This is a genomic window from Modestobacter marinus (genome assembly GCF_011758655.1).
GTDB lineage: Bacteria > Actinomycetota > Actinomycetes > Mycobacteriales > Geodermatophilaceae > Modestobacter > Modestobacter marinus.
In genome coordinates, this window is sequence record NZ_JAAMPA010000001.1 from 297,963 (window position 1) to 315,933 (window position 17,971).

At 73.8% G+C, this 17,971-nt stretch carries 23 protein-coding genes; all 23 read left to right on the forward strand.

The genetic code is table 11. The features are described 5' to 3' along the window. Positions 1 to 28 precede the first annotated feature (28 nt). The 23 genes from fliS (at position 29) to fliQ (ending at position 17,971) form a co-directional block, all read left to right on the forward strand. Entirely contained in the window at positions 29 to 415 is a 387-nt protein-coding gene (fliS, locus tag FB380_RS01440) for a flagellar export chaperone FliS (RefSeq protein WP_166753527.1), read from the forward strand. Beyond that, on the forward strand, positions 412 to 801 hold the full coding sequence (locus FB380_RS01445) for a hypothetical protein (protein WP_166753528.1): 390 nt from the start codon (positions 412 to 414) through the stop codon (positions 799 to 801). The genes fliS and FB380_RS01445 overlap by 4 nt, the downstream gene beginning before the upstream one ends. A 282-nt stretch (positions 802 to 1,083) precedes the next feature. Continuing rightward, the gene (locus FB380_RS01450) at positions 1,084 to 1,413 is read left to right on the forward strand and encodes a flagellar basal body rod protein FlgB (RefSeq protein WP_166753529.1); all 330 of its coding nucleotides are present in this window, start codon (positions 1,084 to 1,086) and stop codon (positions 1,411 to 1,413) included. Further along, the gene (locus FB380_RS01455) at positions 1,413 to 1,817 is read left to right on the forward strand and encodes a flagellar basal body rod protein FlgC (RefSeq protein ID WP_166753530.1); all 405 of its coding nucleotides are present in this window, start codon (positions 1,413 to 1,415) and stop codon (positions 1,815 to 1,817) included. Before FB380_RS01450 ends, FB380_RS01455 begins: the two co-directional genes overlap by 1 nt. Positions 1,818 to 1,819: 2 nt before the next feature. Continuing rightward, positions 1,820 to 2,146: a flagellar hook-basal body complex protein FliE gene (gene fliE, locus FB380_RS01460; protein ID WP_166753531.1), complete on the forward strand. Its 327-nt coding sequence runs from the start codon at positions 1,820 to 1,822 to the stop codon at positions 2,144 to 2,146. Then, a complete protein-coding gene (fliF, locus tag FB380_RS01465; RefSeq protein ID WP_166753532.1) occupies positions 2,146 to 3,699 on the forward strand; it encodes a flagellar basal-body MS-ring/collar protein FliF in 1,554 nt (517 codons plus the stop codon). Before fliE ends, fliF begins: the two co-directional genes overlap by 1 nt. A 148-nt stretch (positions 3,700 to 3,847) precedes the next feature. Then, a complete protein-coding gene (gene fliG, locus FB380_RS01470) occupies positions 3,848 to 4,924 on the forward strand; it encodes a flagellar motor switch protein FliG (protein WP_188959578.1) in 1,077 nt (358 codons plus the stop codon). Continuing rightward, positions 4,902 to 5,837: a FliH/SctL family protein gene (locus FB380_RS01475; protein WP_166753533.1), complete on the forward strand. Its 936-nt coding sequence runs from the start codon at positions 4,902 to 4,904 to the stop codon at positions 5,835 to 5,837. Before fliG ends, FB380_RS01475 begins: the two co-directional genes overlap by 23 nt. Next, complete coding sequence (locus FB380_RS01480; RefSeq protein ID WP_229682042.1) at positions 5,834 to 7,177, forward strand: FliI/YscN family ATPase; 1,344 nt, start codon at positions 5,834 to 5,836, stop codon at positions 7,175 to 7,177. The genes FB380_RS01475 and FB380_RS01480 overlap by 4 nt, the downstream gene beginning before the upstream one ends. A 10-nt stretch (positions 7,178 to 7,187) precedes the next feature. Continuing rightward, positions 7,188 to 7,643: a flagellar export protein FliJ gene (locus FB380_RS01485; RefSeq protein WP_166753534.1), complete on the forward strand. Its 456-nt coding sequence runs from the start codon at positions 7,188 to 7,190 to the stop codon at positions 7,641 to 7,643. Continuing rightward, on the forward strand, positions 7,631 to 8,581 hold the full coding sequence (locus FB380_RS01490) for a transglycosylase SLT domain-containing protein (RefSeq protein ID WP_166753535.1): 951 nt from the start codon (positions 7,631 to 7,633) through the stop codon (positions 8,579 to 8,581). Before FB380_RS01485 ends, FB380_RS01490 begins: the two co-directional genes overlap by 13 nt. Next, positions 8,578 to 10,032: a flagellar hook-length control protein FliK gene (locus FB380_RS01495; protein WP_166753536.1), complete on the forward strand. Its 1,455-nt coding sequence runs from the start codon at positions 8,578 to 8,580 to the stop codon at positions 10,030 to 10,032. Before FB380_RS01490 ends, FB380_RS01495 begins: the two co-directional genes overlap by 4 nt. Before the next feature lie 15 nt (positions 10,033 to 10,047). Beyond that, positions 10,048 to 10,494, forward strand: coding sequence for a flagellar hook capping FlgD N-terminal domain-containing protein (locus FB380_RS01500; RefSeq protein WP_166753537.1), 447 nt, complete (start codon positions 10,048 to 10,050; stop codon positions 10,492 to 10,494). A gap of 52 nt (positions 10,495 to 10,546) precedes the next feature. Continuing rightward, complete coding sequence (locus FB380_RS01505; protein WP_166753538.1) at positions 10,547 to 11,824, forward strand: flagellar hook protein FlgE; 1,278 nt, start codon at positions 10,547 to 10,549, stop codon at positions 11,822 to 11,824. A 204-nt stretch (positions 11,825 to 12,028) separates the two neighbouring features. Beyond that, positions 12,029 to 12,316: a flagellar FlbD family protein gene (locus FB380_RS01510; RefSeq protein WP_166753539.1), complete on the forward strand. Its 288-nt coding sequence runs from the start codon at positions 12,029 to 12,031 to the stop codon at positions 12,314 to 12,316. A 3-nt stretch (positions 12,317 to 12,319) separates the two neighbouring features. Beyond that, a complete protein-coding gene (locus FB380_RS01515) occupies positions 12,320 to 13,090 on the forward strand; it encodes a motility protein A (protein ID WP_166753540.1) in 771 nt (256 codons plus the stop codon). After that, the gene (locus FB380_RS01520; RefSeq protein WP_166753541.1) at positions 13,087 to 14,052 is read left to right on the forward strand and encodes an OmpA/MotB family protein; all 966 of its coding nucleotides are present in this window, start codon (positions 13,087 to 13,089) and stop codon (positions 14,050 to 14,052) included. The genes FB380_RS01515 and FB380_RS01520 overlap by 4 nt, the downstream gene beginning before the upstream one ends. Beyond that, entirely contained in the window at positions 14,049 to 14,525 is a 477-nt protein-coding gene (locus FB380_RS01525) for a flagellar basal body-associated FliL family protein (RefSeq protein ID WP_166753542.1), read from the forward strand. The genes FB380_RS01520 and FB380_RS01525 overlap by 4 nt, the downstream gene beginning before the upstream one ends. Positions 14,526 to 14,665: 140 nt before the next feature. Next, positions 14,666 to 15,637 carry a flagellar motor switch protein FliM gene (locus FB380_RS01530; RefSeq protein ID WP_229682043.1) on the forward strand — a complete coding sequence of 324 codons (972 nt, stop codon included), beginning with the start codon at positions 14,666 to 14,668 and terminating at the stop codon, positions 15,635 to 15,637. Continuing rightward, positions 15,634 to 16,380 carry a flagellar motor switch protein FliN gene (gene fliN / locus FB380_RS01535; protein ID WP_166753544.1) on the forward strand — a complete coding sequence of 249 codons (747 nt, stop codon included), beginning with the start codon at positions 15,634 to 15,636 and terminating at the stop codon, positions 16,378 to 16,380. Before FB380_RS01530 ends, fliN begins: the two co-directional genes overlap by 4 nt. 5 nt (positions 16,381 to 16,385) lie before the next feature. Beyond that, a complete protein-coding gene (locus tag FB380_RS01540) occupies positions 16,386 to 16,805 on the forward strand; it encodes a FliO/MopB family protein (RefSeq protein WP_229682044.1) in 420 nt (139 codons plus the stop codon). Further along, positions 16,805 to 17,650: a flagellar type III secretion system pore protein FliP gene (gene fliP, locus FB380_RS01545; RefSeq protein WP_166753546.1), complete on the forward strand. Its 846-nt coding sequence runs from the start codon at positions 16,805 to 16,807 to the stop codon at positions 17,648 to 17,650. The genes FB380_RS01540 and fliP overlap by 1 nt, the downstream gene beginning before the upstream one ends. Positions 17,651 to 17,695: 45 nt before the next feature. Further along, entirely contained in the window at positions 17,696 to 17,971 is a 276-nt protein-coding gene (fliQ, locus tag FB380_RS01550; protein WP_036336255.1) for a flagellar biosynthesis protein FliQ, read from the forward strand.

The window sequence follows — 17,971 nt, forward strand, 5'->3', positions numbered from 1 at the left end:
CCGCGTCTTCCCCTGGAGCCCCGTACCGATGAGCACCGCTTCCCTCCGCGCCCGCTACCTGGGTGACACGGTCACGACCGCTTCTCCGCAGCGGCTGCTGGTCATGCTGTACGACCGCCTCGCGCTGGACCTCGAGCGCGGGCACGCGGCCCTGGCCGAGGGCGACCGGGACGCGGCGACCGAGCAGCTGCAGCACGCCCAGGACGTCGTCTTCGGGCTGCTGGAGAGCCTCCAGGTCGACGCCTGGGAGGGCGCTCCCCGGCTGGCCGCGCTCTACAACTGGCTGATCACCGAGCTCGGTGCTGCGGTGGTCAAGGGCGACGTGCGCCGGGTCGCCGACTGCCGCAAGATCGTCGAGCCGCTGCGCGACGCGTGGCGGGAGGCCGCGGCCTCCCTCGCAGCGGCTCCGGCGTGACCGGAGGCCCGCCCGCCGGGCGCAACCGGGTCGGGGACGTCCCCGCCCTGGCCGGCCCCCCGGTCGGTGCGGCGCGGAACTGGCCGGCGGTGCTGGATGCGCTCGAGGGCGACGTGTACGAGGCCCAGGAGACCCTGGCCCGCGGCCGGGCCGAGGAGATCGCGGCCTGGGGCCGCCGGTCCACCGACTGGATCCCGCCGAGCAACCTGGGCCCGCTGCCCGACGACCTGCGCGAGCGCGCCGCCCGGCTGCTGCAGCACCAGCTGGCGGTCGCCGAGGCGCTGGTCGAGCGGATCACCCAGTCGCAGAAGCAGCGGGACGTCGCCGCCCGGATGTCCTACGCACCGACCCGGCCGGTCGCCTCGTTCATCGACCGGGTCCTCTGACCCCACGCACCACTCCTGCACTCCCCCGTCCCCCGGGGCCAAAGGCGCGACTTTGGCCCCGGGGGACGTGTGCGTTGAGTGACTGGAAGTGCCCGATCGGGTGCATGTGGTCACGCTCGTCCCGGCAGCTGCCGATGACAGAGCTGCACGGAACGCACCAACTCGCCACGGATCGGCGGCCCCCTCGCGCACAGGACCCCCTGTGCGCGCGTCCCGCCGTACCCGGAGGTACCTCGTGCTCCGTCGCTCCCTGCTGGGCGTCCGGTGATCACCGACTCGACCATGACGGCGCTGCACGCGTCCCTCACCGGACTGCAGCAGCGCCAGCGGGTGACCGCCGACAACATCGCCAACGTCCAGACGCCGGGCTTCCTGGCCGGCCGGGTCGACTTCGAGTCGACCCTGCAGAGCGCGATCGCCGGCGGCGAGACGCCCACCGTCGGCCGCAGCTCGGTGAACCGCTCGATGGACCCGACCCGGACCGACGGCAACAACGTCAACCTGGACACCGAGACGGTCATCGCCACCGAGACCGGGCTGCGCTACCAGCTGTCGATCAGCGCCCTGGACGGCAAGTACGCCCTGCTGCGCTCCGCCCTGCGGGTGCAGTGATGGCGGTCTTCGACACGCTGCGCATCGGCGGCTCGTCGCTGTTCGTCCACCGCAAGTGGATGGACGCCGTCGCGGACAACATGGCCAACATCAACACGGTCAACGCCCCGGGGGAGGCCGCCTTCCAGGAGCGCATGGTCGTCGCCGAGGCGGTCCAGTACGGCTCCGGCCAGGGCGGCGTGCGCGTGGCCGGCACCGAGCTCGGCAGCGCCGAGGGCCGGATGGTCTACGAGCCGGGCAACCCCCTGGCCGACGACGAGGGCTACGTCCGCTACCCCGACATCGACCTCGGTGACCAGATGACCCAGCTGCTCATGGCCCAGCGGGGCTACCAGGCCAACCTGGCCACCATCAGGAGCGCGACCGAGGCCTACCAGCAGGCTCTCCAGCTCGGGAAGGGCTGACCATGACCTCACCCATCAGCGGCATCTCCATGGGGATGCCCGGCATCACCGACGTCACCGGGGTCGCCGGCGCCGCCTCGGCCGCCGCACCCCGGTCGGTCTCCGGCGACGGCGGGTTCGCCGCCGTCCTCACCGGCTCGATCGACTCGCTGAACGCCGTGCAGGGCAACGCCGACGCCCTCGCCCTGCAGGCCGCCACCGGCGACCTGCAGGACGCGCACGACTACATGATCGCCAGCACCGAGGCGCGGCTGGCCACTGACACCGTGGTGACGCTGAAGAACTCGGCGGTCGCGGCCTTCACCGAGATCATGCGGATGCAGATCTGATGCCCGGCGCTCTCGCCGGGCCGATGGAGCGGGTCCGCACGCTGCTGGCCACGATCAGCGCCGGCCAGAAGATCGTCATCGGCCTGCTCCTGGCCGGGCTGCTCCTCGGCGGCTTCTTCTTCACCCGGTGGGTCACCGCGCCCACGCTGTCGCCGCTGTTCAGCAACCTGGCCTCCACCGACGCCTCGGCGATCGTGGAGGAGCTCAACGCCCAGGGGGTCACCTACGAGCTGGCCGACGGCGGCCAGACGATCATGGTGGCCAAGGAGGCCGTCTACGACCTGCGCCTGGCGATGAGCGGCCAGGGCCTGCCGGCCGGCGACGAGACCGGCTACTCCCTGCTCGACGAGCAGGGCATCACCACCAGCGAGTTCCAGCAGCAGGTCTCCTACCAGCGCGCGCTGGAGGGGGAGCTCGCCACCACCCTCAAGGCGCTGGACGGCGTCCGGTCCGCCGTGGTGCACGTCGCCCTCCCCAAGGACGACGTCTTCGCCACCGAGGAGGGCAAGCCGACCGCGTCGGTCCTGCTCGACCTCGCCCCGGGCACCAGCCTCGCCGGCGAGCAGGTACAGGCGGTCACCCACCTGGTCTCCTCGAGCATCGAGAAGATGGACCCGGCCGACGTCACGGTCGCCGACTCCACCGGCGCGGTCCTCTCCGCCGCCGGGGAGGGCGCCTCCTCGGCCGCCGGTGACGCGCAGTCGCAGATGGAGCAGGAGTTCGAGGGCCGGCTGGCAGCCAACGCCCAGCAGATCCTCGACCGGGTCGCCGGCCCGGGCAACGCCGTCGTCTCCGTCCGCGCCGACCTGGACTTCTCCAAGCGGGACACCACGATCGAGAGCTACGACTACAACGCCGACACCCCGGCGCTCTCGGAGAGCACCACCGTCGAGAACTACACCGGCAACGGCGCGGCCGTCGGCGGGGTGCTGGGTGCCGAGGACCTCGCGGTCGACGGCGCCGGCGAGTCCACCTACGGCAAGGAGACGGCCACCCGGAACAACGCCATCGACAAGACCGTGGAGACCGTCGCGGGGGCGCCCGGTGCCGTCGAGCGGCTGACCGTCTCCGTGGTGATGGACCAGGCCGCGGCCGGCGCGCTGAACCAGGCGCAGGTCCAGGACCTGATCGGCAACGCGGTCGGCCTCGACGTCGCCCGCGGCGACGCCATCACGGTCGCCGCCATGGCCTTCGACCAGACCGCCGCCGAGCGGGCTGCCGCCGACCTGGCGGCCGCCGAGGAGGCGGAGAAGGCCGCGCAGATGTGGTCGCTGATCAAGACCGGCGGCATCGCCCTCGGCATCGCCCTGCTGGTGCTCATCGTGTGGCTGCGCTCGCGGCGCAACCGCGAGGAGTACGAGGAGTACGAGGACGAGGAGACCGAGGAGCGCATCCAGGTCGAGAGCGTCCGGGACCCGGCACTCGACGACCGGACGGCGCTGCTGGAGGCCCAGCAGCGGGAACGGGTGCGCGGCGAGATCTCGGAGATGGTCAGCGACCGTCCCGACGAGGTCGCCACCATGCTGCGCGGCTGGTTCGCCGACGCCAAGTGAGCACCTGGTCCGGGGCCTCCCCCGGCGGGGCCCCGGACTGCCGGGAGCCCTGCCGGGTGGGGCCCCGGACTGCCGATGCAGGAGGTGGACGCCGGTGGCGTCCTGAGGACACGAGGACTGCCGTGAGCGTCGCGAAGGGAGCTGAGCAGTGAGCATCGCCAGCGTCGAACAGCTCGTCGGGGTGCCGGCGACGACGTCGTCCGCGCAGCTCGCCAAGCCCCGTAAGGAACTGCCGGGCCTGCGCAAGGCCGCGGTGTTCCTGGCCCAGCTGACCAAGGAGGAGGCCGGGGCCGTGCTCGCCCAGATGCGCCCCTCCGAGGTCGAGAAGCTGACCAGCGAGCTCATGGGCCTGCAGCGGGTCGACGGCAACGACGTCGACGACGTGCTCGGCGAGTTCCACACCCTCATGCAGGCCCGCCGCTTCGTCGGCACCGGCGGCATCGAGTTCGCCCGCGAGGTGCTCGCCGCGGGGCTGGGCGAGGAGAAGGCCGACGGCATCCTCTCCCGGCTCAACGTCGTCTACACCGAGCTGCCCTTCGCCTCGCTGCGCAACAGCGACGTCCGGCAGCTGGTCACCTTCCTCAAGGACGAGCACCCGCAGGTCGTCGCCCTCGTGCTGGCGCACCTGCCGGCGCCGCAGTCGGCCGAGGTGCTGTCGGGCTTCCCGCCGGACCAGCAGGCCGACGTCGCCTACCGGATCGCGATGATGGACCGCACCGCCCCGGAGATGGTCCGGATGGTCGAGGAGGAGCTCGGCCGCCGGATGGGCTCGCTGCTGGCCTACCAGGACATGGCCACGGTCGGCGGCGTGGAGACGCTGGTGGAGATCATCAACCGCTCCTCCCGGCCCACCGAGCGCTCGATCCTGGAGTGGCTGGAGAACAGCGACCCCGACCTCGCCGAGCGGATCCGCTCGCAGATGTTCGTGTTCGAGGACATCGTCACCATCGACGACCGGTCGCTGCAGCTGGTGCTGCGCGACGTCGAGGCCAACGACCTGGCCACCGCGCTCAAGGGCGTCAAGCCCGACGTCCGGGACAAGGTGGTCCGCAACCTCTCCGAGCGTGCCGGGGAGAACCTGCTCGAGGAGATCGAGCTGCTCGGCCCGGTCCGCACCCGGACGGTCGAGGAGGCCCAGGCCAAGATCGTGGCGGTCATCCGCACCCTCGAGGAGCAGGGGGCGCTGACCATCTCGCGGGGCGGTGAGGACGATTTCGTCGCCTGACGGCAGCGGGCGGGAGACCCTGCTGCTGCGCGGGGCACCGGCGGCCGGCGCCGTCCCCTACCGGCGCGCCCCCGAGGGCGCGCCGGTGTGGGGCCGGCCGTCGGCGGTGCGCCCGGCCGCGGAGGACGCCGTCGCGCCGGCCCCCGCCGCACCGGTCCCCCCACCCCGGGCGCCCCGGGCGCCCTCCGTCGTCCCGCCGGCGGCTCCGGTCGACCCGCCGGCCACGCAGCCGACGGCCCCGCACCCGACGGCCGCGCACCCGGCCGCACAGCACCCGGCCGCCCAGCACCCGACGGCGGCGCACAGCGACCAGGCCGCCACCGCCCGGGTCGGGCTGCGGCTGGGCGAGGTCTACGCCGAGCAGCTGGCCCGGCTCCGGGCCGAGGCCCGCCGGGAGGGCTGGGCCGCCGGCCACGCCGAGGGCCTGGTCGCCGCCGAGCGGGTGGTCCGCGCCGCCGAGCAGGCCGCCGAGGAGCGGCTCGCCGAGGTGCAGGCCCGCTGGGAGCGCCGGCTGGCCTCGGCCACCGCGGCCATGGGCGCCGCCGTCGAGCGGCTGGACGGCACCGCCGCCCCGGTCGTCGACGAGCTGCGCGACAGCATCCTCGACGCCGTCGTCATCCTGGTCGGCGACCTGTTCGGCCGGGAGCTGGCCGTGGCCGCAGAGCCCGGCCTGGACGCGTTGCGGCGGGCCATGACGCTGTGTCCCGACGACGTGCCGGTCGTCGTCCGGCTGCACCCCGACGACCTCGCCGAGGTGCCGGCCGAGGCGCTGGCCCAGCTGCCGGCGTCGGTCACCGTCCGCGGTGACGAGGGCGTCGAACGGGCCGGCGCGGTGGCCGAGGCGGGCACCCAGCGGGTCGACGCCCAGCTGAGCGCGGCCCTGGACCGCGTCCGCGAGGTGCTCCGCTCGTGAGGACCGCCGCCCACCCCCGGGACAGCGCCGCCCTGGACAGCAACGACTTGATCGACCGTGCGCGCGCCGCGGCCCGGCCCCAGCTGACCGGCATCGTCACCGGTGCGATGGGCCTGACCCTGACCGTCGAGGGCGTCTCGGCGGCCGTCGGCGACCTGGTCGAGGTCCGCACCGGCCCGCACCCGCTGCTGGCCGAGGTGGTCGCCGTGCAGCGCGACCGGCTCACCTGCATGCCGCTGGGCGACCTCTCCGGCGTCCGCTCCGGCGCCCGGGTGCGCGCCACCGGCATGCCCCTGCAGGTGCCGGTGGGCGGGGCGCTGCTCGGCCGGGTGCTCGACGGGCTGGGCCGGCCGATGGACGGCGGCCCCGCACTGGGCAGCTCGATCCGGTACGTCGACCTCACCAGCCAGACGCCGAACGCACTGACCCGGGCCCGGGTCAGCCGGCAGCTGGCCACCGGCGTCCGGGCCCTGGACACCCTGGTCCCGGTCGGGCGCGGCCAGCGGCTGGGCATCTTCGCCGGGTCCGGCGTCGGCAAGTCGACGCTGATGAGCCAGATCACCCGGGGCACCGACGCCGACGTGCGCGTCATCGGGCTGATCGGTGAGCGCGGCCGTGAGGTCCGGGAGTTCCTCGAGGAGGACCTCGGCGCGGAGGGGATGGCGAACACCGTCGTCGTCGTCGCCACCTCCGACGAGCCGCCGCTGGTGCGGCTGAAGGCGGCGTTCGTCGCCACCCGCATCGCCGAGGGCTTCCGCGACCAGGGCCGCGACGTGCTGCTGATGATGGACTCGATCACCCGCACCGCGATGGCCCAGCGCGAGGTCGGCCTCTCCGCCGGCGAACCGCCGGCCACCCGCGGCTACCCACCGAGCGTCTTCGCGATGATGCCGAAGCTGCTGGAGAAGGCCGGCACCTCGACCACCGGCTCGATCACCGGCCTCTACACCGTGCTGGTGGAGGGCGACGACCACAACGAACCGATCGCCGACACCGCCCGGTCGATCCTGGACGGGCACGTGGTGCTCACCCGCAAGCTCGCCACCGCCGGGCACTTCCCGGCCATCGACGTGCTGGAGTCGATCTCCCGGGTCGCCACCACGATCGTCCCGTCGCCGCAGATGACCGACGCCCGCGAGGTCCGCCGGATGATGGCGGCCCTGCGCGACGTGCGGGAGCTGATCGAGATCGGGGCCTACTCCAGCGGCTCCGACCCGCTCGTGGACCGGGCCCGCCGGCTGGTGCCGCAGATCGACGCCTTCCTGCGGCAGGCCGTGGACGACCCGACCTCGACCCCCGAGGCGTTCGCCCGACTGCACGCGATCGCCACCACGGCGTGAGCGGCCCGCGGTGAAGCAGCCGGCCTTCCGGCTGGAACCGGTGCTCAGGCTGCGCCGGACCGAGGAGCGGGCCGCCGCGCTCGCCTCGGCCCAGGCCGCCCGCGAGGCGACCGAGGCCGCCGAGCGCGCCGAGCGCGACGCCGCCGCGCTGACCGAGCGCGCGCTGCCCGGGCACCCGACCGGCGCAGCCTTCATCGCCGCGATGGTCGCATCGGCCGCCGCGGCTGCCGATGTGTCAGCTGCACGGTCGGTGGCCGTCGCACGCGCCGAGCAGGCCGAGCTGGTCCGCGCCCGGTGGACCGCCGCGGCCCAGCGGACCAAGGGCCTCGAACGCCTGCGCGAGCGGCACGTGGCGGCCCTGCAGGCGGCGGCCGACGCCGCCGAGGAGCGGGTGGTCGACGACCTGGTCACCCGCCAGCACAGCAGCAGACCAGCCAGCAGGGAGGAGACGACGTGGACGGACTGACCGCGGTGCACAGCCGGATCGGGCAGATCCACGCCCGGTTCGCGCCCCCGGTGACCCAGCAGGCCGCGTGGGCCAGCGCCGCCTCCGCCGCCGGCCTGACCGGCAGCAGCCCGACGAACGCGGCCCCGGGGGTCACCGCAGCGACCGGCACCGGCGCCGAGGTGGTCGGGGCGGCCACCAAGTACCTCGGCGTCCCCTACAAGTGGGGCGGCACCGACCCGGCGACCGGCCTGGACTGCTCGGGCTTCACCCAGCGCGTCTACGCCGACCTGGGCATCAGCATCCCCCGCACGTCGTCCCAGCAGGCCACCGCCGGCCGGCCGGTCGCCTCCCTCGCCGAGGCCCAGCCCGGCGACCTGGTCTTCTTCGACAACACCTCCTCCAGGCCCGGCATCGACCACGTCGGGCTCTACATCGGCGGCGGCAAGATGATCGCCGCCCCGCAGGAGGGCGAGGTGGTCAAGGTGCAGGACGTCGGCAACCCGTCCCTCATCCGCCGGGTGCTGCCGGAGGGCACGAGCACCGCACCGGTCACCGCCGCCACGGGCGGCTCCCTCTCCGGGGTGCCCTACGCCGACCTGTTCACCCAGGCCGGCGCCCGGCACGGGGTCTCCCCCGCGCTCCTGGCCGCGGTCGCCAAGACCGAGTCCGGCTTCGACAGCTCCGCCGTGTCACCCGCGGGCGCCACCGGGCTCATGCAGTTCATGCCGGCCACCGCCCAGGGGCTCGGCGTGGACGCCACCGACCCGGCGTCCTCGATCGACGGCGCCGCCCGCTACCTCAGCAGGCTCACCCAGCAGTTCGGCTCCACCGAGCTGGCCCTCGCCGCCTACAACGCCGGTCCGGGCACGGTGCAGCGCCACGGCGGCATCCCGCCCTACGCCGAGACGCAGTCCTACGTCCAGAAGGTCACCAGAGCCGCGGAGGCCTACGCATGAGCAGCACGACCACCCTGCCGGTGACCTCGGCCCCGGCCCGCCCCGGCACGGCGGCCCCGGGCTCGGCGGGCCGGTCCGCCGGCAGCGACCGGGCACCGGCGTTCGCCAGCGCCCTCGACGACGCGCTGGGCAGCGACCGCGCTCCGTCGCGGGCGTCCCAGCGGGCGGCCGACCGCGCCGCGGAGCGGGCCGCCGACCGGTCCGCCGTCCGGTCGCCCGACCGCTCCCCCGCCGACCGCACCGACCGCACCGACCGCGCGGCTCACCGCCCGGCCGACGCACCGGCCGACGACGTCGCCACACCGTCGACGCCCCCGGCGGCGGACGACACCGACACCGACACCGCCGACCCCGCGCCCCCCGTGCCGCTGCAGCCCGGACTGTGGGCGCTGCTGGCAGCGGCGGCCCCGCTGACCGCCGAGGGCACCGCCGGCCTCGGGACGGCGGCCGCCGCCGCCGGCCTGATCGGCGCCGTCACCGGTGCCGGGCAGGCCGTCGCCGGCTCGACCGCGGTCCCGGGCGAGCCGGTGGCCGCGCTCCCGACGGCCACCGCACCCGGCGCCCCGGCAGCGGCCACCCTGCTGCCGGCCGCGCCCGCGCCGGCCGCATCCGCGCCGACCGTGGCCGTGCCGACCGTGGCCGACCCGACCGCGGCGCTGGCCGAGGCCGCCGGGCTCACCGTCGTCCTCGACCCGCTCGGCGTCCCGGGTCCGCCGCCCGCGACCGGCCCGGGCACCGCCGGTGCACCGGTGGGCGGCCCGGCCCCCGCCGACGCCGTCGGGACGCCGGTGCTGCTGCCCCCGGCCGGCAGCGCCGCCGGCACCGCGGACACCGGGTCCGGTGGCACCGGGGACGAGCCCGCCCCGGCGCCCACCGGCGCTCCGGCGCCGGTCGCCGAGGGCGATGCCGTGTTCGGCGCCCCCGGCCCGACGCCGACCGCCCCCGCACCTGCCGCGGCGGCGGTCGCGCCGGCGCCGGCGCCCGCGGAGACCCCCGTCGCCGCCCAGCTCGGCCGCCAGCTCGCCGTGCTGCGCAACGCCCCCGACGGCAGCCAGACGATGACGGTGGTGCTCACGCCGGACGACCTCGGCCCGGTGTCGGTCCAGGTCACCGTCACCCGCGGCGTCCTCGAGGTGACCCTGCACGGGGCGCACGAGGCCGGCCGGCAGGCGCTGCTGGACGCCCTGCCCGACCTGCGCCGCGAGCTCGACGGCGCCGGCCTGACCGCCGGCCGGGTCGAGGTCGGTGCCGACAGCGGCAACGCCGGCACCGGCGCGCGGACCGCGCAGCAGCTCTTCGACGCCCAGACCGGTCAGCAGGGCAGGTCCGGCCAGCCGGGCCAGCAGGGCAGCTCCCGCTCCGGCGGGCAGACCACCGACCTCCTCGGCCCCGGCAGCACCGCCCCGGCCACCGACCAGTCCACGTCAGCCGGCGTGGACGTCCGCGTCTGACCTGGAGACCGTGCGATGACCACCCCGATCACCGGGACCGTCGGTACGCCGACCACGACCGCGACCACCTCGACCGCCCGCACCGACCAGATGGGCAAGGACACCTTCCTCAAGCTGCTGGTCGCCCAGATGCGGTTCCAGGACCCCAGCAACCCGACCAGCAGCAGCGAGTTCATGGCGCAGACCGCGACCTTCACCCAGGTGGAGAAGCTCGAGGAGATCGCCAAGCAGAACGCCGAGCTCCTCACCCTGCAGCGCTCGCTGAGCGCCGGCGCCCTCGTCGGCAAGCACGTCGCCTACACCGCCGACGACGGCACCACCGTCACCGGGGCCGTCTCCTCGGTGATCGTGACCAGCGGCAGCGAGCCGCGGGCGGTGGTGGGTGACAAGGCCGTGCCCCTGGGCCGGATCACCGAGATCACCGTCCCCGAGGTCGACACCCCGGCCACCCCCACCAGCTGACCCGGCGTCCCCGCCTCCCCCACACCGATCACCGATCGCGAGGAGTCCCACCGTGCTTCGCTCCATGTTCTCGGCCATCTCCGGCCTGCGCGCCCACCAGACCAAGCTCGACGTCGCCGGCAACAACATCGCCAACGTCAACACCGTCGGCTTCAAGGCCAGCCAGACCGTCTTCGAGGACACGCTCAGCCAGGTGCTGCGCAACGGCTCCGCGCCCAACGGCGACGTCGCCGGCACCAACCCGGCGCAGGTCGGCCTGGGCGTCAAGGTCGCCGGCATCACCACGAACTTCGGCCAGGGCTCGACCCAGAACACCGGCCGGGCCAGCGACTTCATGATCAGCGGCGACGGCTTCTTCGTCACCAAGGTCGGCAACGAGCAGCTCTACACCCGGGCCGGCTCCTTCGACACCGACGGGGTCGGCAACCTGGTCACCCCCGACGGCGCGAAGCTGCAGGGCTGGATGGCCAACGCGCTGGGCGTCGTCGACCCGAACGGCCCGATCCAGGACCTCCGCATCCCGACCGGCCAGGTGCTCGCCCCGGTCGCCACCACCACGTCGTCGGTGAGCGGCAACCTCTCCGCCGGGGCCACGCCCGCGGACACCGCCGTCAGCTCGCAGATCAACATGTACGACGACCTGGGCAACGCCCACCCGGTCAGCGTCACCATGACCAAGCTCGCCGCGGACCCGGCGGCCACCCCGCCGGTCCCGGCCAACAGCTGGTCCCTGAGCTTCGCCGACACCAGCACCCCGACCCCCACCCCGCTGGGCAGCACCACGCTCACCTTCGCCGACGGCACGGTCGCCGGTCAGCCCGCCGGCACGCTGATCTCCCCCGCCACCTACACGATCCCGGCGGCCGGCGGCGCCTGGACCCGGAACGTGGACGTCGACCTGTCCTCGCTGACCCAGTTCGGTGGCAAGAGCGACGCCGCGGCCAAGGCCACGGCCGGGAGCGGCTCGGCGATGGGCGTGCTGGAGGGCTACTCGCTGGCCAACGACGGCACGATCGTCGGGATCTACTCCAACGGGCTGCGGCAGGACATCGGGCAGCTCGCGCTGGCGACCTTCACCAACCCCGGTGGCCTGGAGAAGGCCGGCAACAGCTCGTTCCGGGCCGGCGACAACTCCGGCAACCCGCTCGTCGGGCAGGCCGGCACCGGCGGCCGCGGCAGCCTGTCGGCCGGCGCGCTGGAGATGTCCAACGTCGACCTGGCCGAGGAGTTCACCGGCCTGATCGTCGCCCAGCGCGGCTTCCAGGCGAACAGCCGCGTGATCACCACCTCCGACGAGATCCTGCAGGACCTGGTCCAGCTCAAGCGCTGACGCACCTCCCCACCGGGACGGCCGTCCCGGTGGGGAGTGAGTCGGCCACCTCGATGGACGGCCCGGTCACCCCGACGGGGTGGCCGGGCCGTCCGGCTCAAGCACCGCCCTCGACACGCCGATGACCTGACTGCGGCGCGACGAGGCCCGTCGTGGCACCCGACCACCCCAGGTCACCGCCACCCCGAACCCCTGGAGCAGTCCGTGATCCGTCTGACGCGCCTCAACGGTGAGCACTTCGTGCTCAACGCTGAGCTGATCCAGCGCGTGGAGGGCCACCCCGACACCGTGGTCACGCTCCGGGACGACACGAAGTACGTCGTCACCGAGACCGTCGACCAGGTCGTCCGATCGGTCCGGGACTACCGGGCGGGCATCCAGGCGGTCGCCTTCCAGATGGACCGCGGTGAGTACCGCCCGCCCACGACCACCGACCTGCAGGGCCCCGAGGACGCCTCGGTCGTGCCCTTCCCGAGCCGAGAGGAGCGCTGAGCCATGGACCCCGCCACCCTGATCGGGTTCGCGATCTCCCTGATCGCGTTCTTCGTCTTCATGATCCTGGAGGGCGCCGACCCGACGTCGCTGATCTTCCTCCCCGCGATCGTGCTGGTCATCATCGCCACCTTCGGCGCTGCACTCGCCAGCCAGACGATGGCCGACCTGAAGAAGATCCCCACCTGGTTCAAGATGGCAGTGCTGCCGGCCAAGGTGCCCCCGGCCACCGAGCAGATCCAGGTCCTGGTCAGCCTCGCGGAGAAGGCCCGCAAGGAGGGCCTGCTCGCGCTGGAGGCACAGGTCAAGGACATCCAGGACCCGTTCCTCAAGCGCGGGCTGCAGATGAGCATCGACGGCACCGACCCCGAGGACCTGCGGGCCATCCTGGAGGGCGAGATCGCCGCCAAGAAGGGCGAGGACAAGGTCGCGGGCAAGTTCTTCACCACCATGGGCGGCTACGCGCCGACCATCGGCATCCTCGGCTGCATCGTCGGCCTGATGAACGTCATGGGGAACCTCAGCAACCCCGAGCTGCTCGGCCCGATGGTCTCCGCGGCGTTCATCGCCACGCTGTGGGGCGTCATGGCGGCCAACTTCTGGTTCCTGCCGATGGGCGCGAAGATCGCCCGGGTCAGCGAGCTGCAGGCCGCGCAGATGGAGCTCCTCGTCGAGGGGATCGCCGAGATCCAGGCCGGCACCAGCCCGCGGACCGTGCGCGCCAAGCTGAGCTCGCTGGTGCCGCCCAGTGAGCAGCAGCGCGACGCGGCATGAGCAAGAGCAGCGGGCACGGCGGCCACGGTGGTGGCCGCCGCAAGAAGCACGAGGAGCACGAGGAGCACGAGAACCACGAACGGTGGCTGGTGTCCGGCTTCGACATGATGACGCTGCTGTTCGTGCTCTTCGTGGTGCTCTACGCGATGAGCTCGATCGACGCCGCCAAGTTCAACGCGTTCGCCGCCGGCGCCCGCGAGGGTGGCGGCGCCCCGGTCACCATCCTCAACGACGGCGCCGCCATCGACGCCCCGACGCAGAACGACAGCCCGCTCAAGCCCGTCCAGGTGGCCCAGGAGGCCGCCATCGACGGCACCGCCCAGACCCAGGCGGAGCAGGCAGCGGCGGCGGCCGCGGCGGAGGCCGACGCCCGGGCCACGGCCGCCGAGGCGCAGGGGGCCTACGACCAGCTCGCGGCCGCACGGGCCGCGATCGCCGCGGCGCTGGAGGCCGCCGGGCAGTCCGGGGCCGCCCAGTTCGTCATCGACGAGCGGGGCCTGGTCGTGCGGGTCGTCTCCGACCCGGTGCTCTTCGCCCCCGAGTCCGCCGTCCTGTTGCCCCAGGGGGCGGTCGTGCTCGACGCCATGGCGCCGGCGATCCGGGACCTGCCCAACCTGGTCCGGGTGGAGGGGCACGCGAACTCGCTGCCGGTCACCCGCGGCGGTCCGTGGCCGTCCAACTGGGAGCTCTCGGCCGTCCGCGCCACGACCGTGCTGCGCCACCTGGTCGACGTCGACGACATCGCCCCGGACCGGATGTCCGCCGTGGGCTACAGCGACACCCGACCGCTCGTGCCGGACACCGACCCGCGCTACGTGACCGTCAACCGGCGGGTGGACATCGTGCTGCAGTCCACCGCGTCCGCCGAGGCCAGCGCCCTGCTGCCCGGCATCGAGGCAGCCACCCAGACCACCGGCACCGACCCGGCCACCGGCACGACCTCCGAGGGGAGTCAGGAATGAGCAAGAAGAAGAAGGAAGAGCCGGAGGGGGAGGACGGCGCCAAGGGCGGCGGCAAGAAGAAGCTGCTGATCATGGGGCTGGTCGCCGTGCTGGCGATCGGCGCGGCCGCGTACTTCTTCGTCTTCAGCGGCAGCGGCGAGGCCGAGGCCGAACCCGCACCGGAGGCCGGCACCGTCGTCCTCGCGGTCGAGCCGGTGGCCATCAACCTGGCCGGCGGGAGCTACCTGAAGCTCGGCTTCACGCTGCAGTTCTCCCTCACCTACGACGAGTCCGCCGGCGGCGGGCACGGCGGTGGCGCCACCCCGGACGGCTCCAAGGCGCTGGACATCGCCATCTCCCAGTTCTCCGGAGCGGCCCTGTCCGACGTGCAGACCAACCGGGAGGCGATGAAGGCCGCCTTCGAGGCGGCGGTCGTCGAGGCCTACCACGGCGACGTCTACGAGCTCTGGTACACGGAGTACGTCACCCAGTGACGACGGAGGGCGTCCGCGACTGACGCTCCTCCCCCACCGCCCTCAGCAGGGCACAGCCGCACCAGCCGGCGCCGAGCACCTCGGTGCCGGCTGGTGTCCGGCGGTCAGGGTTCCCGCGCCCCCCGCCGATGAGGACATGCGTGAGCCTGTCCGACACCGTGGCCGACGCCCCGAGCGCCGCCCCCCGAGCAGTTGACGGGCAGGGGCGCGCCCGGCGCCGGGAACCGCGCACCTACGACTTCCGTCGTCCCACGAAGCTCTCCCGTGAGCACGTCCGGATCCTGCAGATCACCCAGGAGTCCTTCGCCCGCCAGGCGACGACGACCCTGACCTCCCTGCTCCGCACCGGCGTCCGGGTCGAGCTGACCGGCATCGAGCAGTTCTCCTACGACGACTACATCGCCACCCTGCCGTCGTCGTACTTCGTGGCGACGTTCACCCTCGAGCCGCTGGCCGGCAAGGGCGTGCTCGCCTGGCCGCTGGACACCGCCATGGCGATGGTCGACCACATGCTCGGCGGCTCCGGCGCCGGCGACCAGCCGAACCGCCCGATGACCGGCATGGAGAGCTCCATCACCGGCCACCTGCTGTCCCGGCTCCTCGACGAGCTCGGCCAGGCCTTCGCCCCGGTCACCGCGCTGACGCCCGCGCTGGACGGCGTCGAGTACAACCCGCAGCTCGCCCAGGCCGCCTCCGGCTCCGAGACGGTCATGGTGGCGACCTACAGCATGCGGCTGGGGGCCCGGGAGCCCGAGGTGACCCTCGTGCTGCCCTTCGCCTCCTTCGCCGGCCCGCTGAACAACGCCGCCTCCCCGCAGCTGTCGGAGACCGCGAAGCACAAGCGGCAGCGGGCGCTCGAGGCGATCACCGAGCGGCTGAACGACGTCCCGGTCGAGGTCAGCGTGCGGTTCAACCCGCTCGAGGTCCCCTCCGGTGACCTGCTGTCCCTCGCCGTCGGCGACGTGCTGCTGCTGCGCCACGCCCAGGACAACCCGCTGCAGGTCACCACCAACGACGTGACCTTCGCCCACGCCCTCCCCAGCAACCACCGGCGCCGCCTGGCGGCCGAGATCGTCCCCGACACCGCGACCGGCGGAAAGGACCCCGCATGACCACCGCCTTCGGCACCGACCGCTCGTCGGACTCCGACACCATCGCCGCAGCCGTCGCTGCCGCGGCCCAGGCCGCCGCAGCCGCGATGCCCGCCGAGCTCGTCCTGCAGGCCGGGGAGACGGTGGCCGACCCCGAGTCGGTCCCGCTCCCCCCGACCCCCGGCGCGGCCGTCACCGCGGCGCTGGGCGGCGAGGTGAGCGGCGACATCGTGCTGGTGCTCTCCGAGGAGATCGTCAGCGCGCTGACCAACTCCCCGGTCGGCCCGATGGACGTCGCCACCGCGCTGCGCCCCGCGCTCGAGGCCGCCGCCGGCGCCCTCGGCCGGGTCCGGGTGGCGGCCGAGCGGGTCGAGGACGTCGTCGCGGCGCTGGACGGGCTGCGGGACAAGGGCGTCTTCCTCGCCGTGCCGCTGATCAACGGCACCGAGATCGCCGCCACCCTGGCCCTGCAGGTCACCCTGCCCCGCCCGCGGGAGCGGCGCGGCAGCCTGGACCTGCTGCGCAACGTGGCCATGGAGGTCACCGTCGAGATCGGCCGGACCCGGATGACGGTGTCCGAGCTGCTCTCCCTGCACCCCGGCGAGGTCATCGAGCTCGACCGCGCCGCCGGCGCCCCGGCGGACCTGCTGGTCAACGGCACCTTGATCGCCCGCGGCGAGATCGTCGTCGTCGACGAGGACTTCGGCCTGCGGATCAGCGAGATCGTGACCGAGGCCGGCGAGTACGGGGCTCCGCCCGCATGAGCTGGATGATCGTCCGCCTCGTCCTGTCGCTGGTCTTCGTCGCCGCGGTGCTGCTGTTCGCCAGCAAGGTCGCGAAGAAGCGCGGGCTCGGCGGCGCCACCGGCGTCATCGAGGTCGTGGCCCGCCAGCGGATGGGCCGGGCCAGCAGCGTCTCGGTGCTGCGGGTCGCCGGACGGGTGCTGGTGGTCGGCTCGACCGAGGAGCAGGTCACCCTGCTGGCCGAGGTCGAGGACGAGGAGCTGCAGGCGGCCCTCGCCGCCCAGACCCGCCCGGCGGTCGGCGCGGACGGCGCGACCACCGAACTGCCCGCCGCCCGGGTGCCGGTGCCGCGGGCGGGCAGCGGTGCGCTCGCCGGCTCGGTGCTCGACCGCGGCACGTGGACGTCGGTGGTGCACGAGCTGCGTGAGCGGACGGTGCGCCGCTGATGGCCGCCGTCCCCGTCCGGCTGCCGGCGCCGCCGACGTCCGGGCCCGCCCGCCGTCGCGCCGCGTGGCTGCTGCCGTTGCTGCTGCTGGGCACGGTCGTGCTGCTGGTCCTGCTGGCCGGCCCGGCCTCGGCCGCCCCCACCGCGCCGACCCCGCCGTCCGAGCCGGTCGCCCCGGTGGTGGACGACGGCGGCCTGGACATCTCCATCGGCGGGGACAGCCCGAGCACCGCCGTGACGCTGATCCTGGCGATCACCGTGCTGTCGATCGCGCCCTCGGCCCTGCTGCTGGTCACCTCGTTCACCAAGATCCTCGTGGTGCTGGCCCTGACCCGGAACGCGCTGGGCCTGCCCACCTCACCGCCGAACCAGGTGCTCACCGGGATCGCGCTCTTCCTGACCATCTTCGTGATGGGCCCGGTGCTGAGCGAGGTCAACGAGGTCGCCGTCCAGCCCTACCTCGACGGTGCGATCACCGCCTCGGCGGCCTACGACTCCGGGGTCGAGCCGCTGAAGACCTTCCTGCTGGCCAACACCCGGGACGACGAGCTCAAGCTGATGGTCGGGCTCTCCGGGGAGGAGGCGCCGGCGGACGCGCAGGCGGTGAGCATGCTGACCCTCGTCCCGGCGTTCGTGCTCTCGGAGCTCAAGAGCGCCTTCATCATCGGCCTGGTCGTCTTCATCCCCTTCCTGGTGCTGGACATGCTGGTCAGCGCCGCGCTCATGGCGATGGGCATGATGATGGTGCCGCCGACCATCGTGTCGCTGCCCTTCAAGCTGATGCTCTTCGTGATCGTCGACGGCTGGGCGCTGGTGACCACCGCACTGGTCGGGTCCTACGGATGAGCGCCGCGCTGACCGCCCGGGGCACGGGCCCGTCGGGGGTGCGTCGTGTCTGACGCCGACGTCACCGAGATCGCCACCCAGACGATGATCGTGGCGGCGAAGGTGTCCGCCCCGATCCTGCTGACCGCCCTGCTGGTGGGCTTCATGATCTCGCTGTTCCAGGCGGCCACCCAGATCCAGGAACCGACCCTGTCCTTCGTGCCGAAGATGATCGCGGTGGCGATCGCGCTGCTGGTGACCGGCAACTGGGTGCTCTCGGAGCTGGTCTCCTTCACCGACCAGCTGTTCGAGTCGCTGCCGCGGCTGCTCGGCAGGACCTGA

Coding starts and splice junctions, on each gene's coding strand:
- FB380_RS01455 (WP_166753530.1), top strand. CDS start 1,413: ATGGCGGTCTTCGACACGCTGCGCATCGGCGGCTCGTCGCTGTTCGTC.
- FB380_RS01540 (WP_229682044.1), top strand. CDS start 16,386: ATGATCGTCCGCCTCGTCCTGTCGCTGGTCTTCGTCGCCGCGGTGCTG.
- fliE (WP_166753531.1), top strand. CDS start 1,820: ATGACCTCACCCATCAGCGGCATCTCCATGGGGATGCCCGGCATCACC.
- FB380_RS01515 (WP_166753540.1), top strand. CDS start 12,320: ATGGACCCCGCCACCCTGATCGGGTTCGCGATCTCCCTGATCGCGTTC.
- fliP (WP_166753546.1), top strand. CDS start 16,805: ATGGCCGCCGTCCCCGTCCGGCTGCCGGCGCCGCCGACGTCCGGGCCC.
- fliS (WP_166753527.1), top strand. CDS start 29: ATGAGCACCGCTTCCCTCCGCGCCCGCTACCTGGGTGACACGGTCACG.
- FB380_RS01520 (WP_166753541.1), top strand. CDS start 13,087: ATGAGCAAGAGCAGCGGGCACGGCGGCCACGGTGGTGGCCGCCGCAAG.
- FB380_RS01450 (WP_166753529.1), top strand. CDS start 1,084: ATGACGGCGCTGCACGCGTCCCTCACCGGACTGCAGCAGCGCCAGCGG.
- fliN (WP_166753544.1), top strand. CDS start 15,634: ATGACCACCGCCTTCGGCACCGACCGCTCGTCGGACTCCGACACCATC.
- fliF (WP_166753532.1), top strand. CDS start 2,146: ATGCCCGGCGCTCTCGCCGGGCCGATGGAGCGGGTCCGCACGCTGCTG.
- FB380_RS01495 (WP_166753536.1), top strand. CDS start 8,578: ATGAGCAGCACGACCACCCTGCCGGTGACCTCGGCCCCGGCCCGCCCC.
- FB380_RS01525 (WP_166753542.1), top strand. CDS start 14,049: ATGAGCAAGAAGAAGAAGGAAGAGCCGGAGGGGGAGGACGGCGCCAAG.
- FB380_RS01500 (WP_166753537.1), top strand. CDS start 10,048: ATGACCACCCCGATCACCGGGACCGTCGGTACGCCGACCACGACCGCG.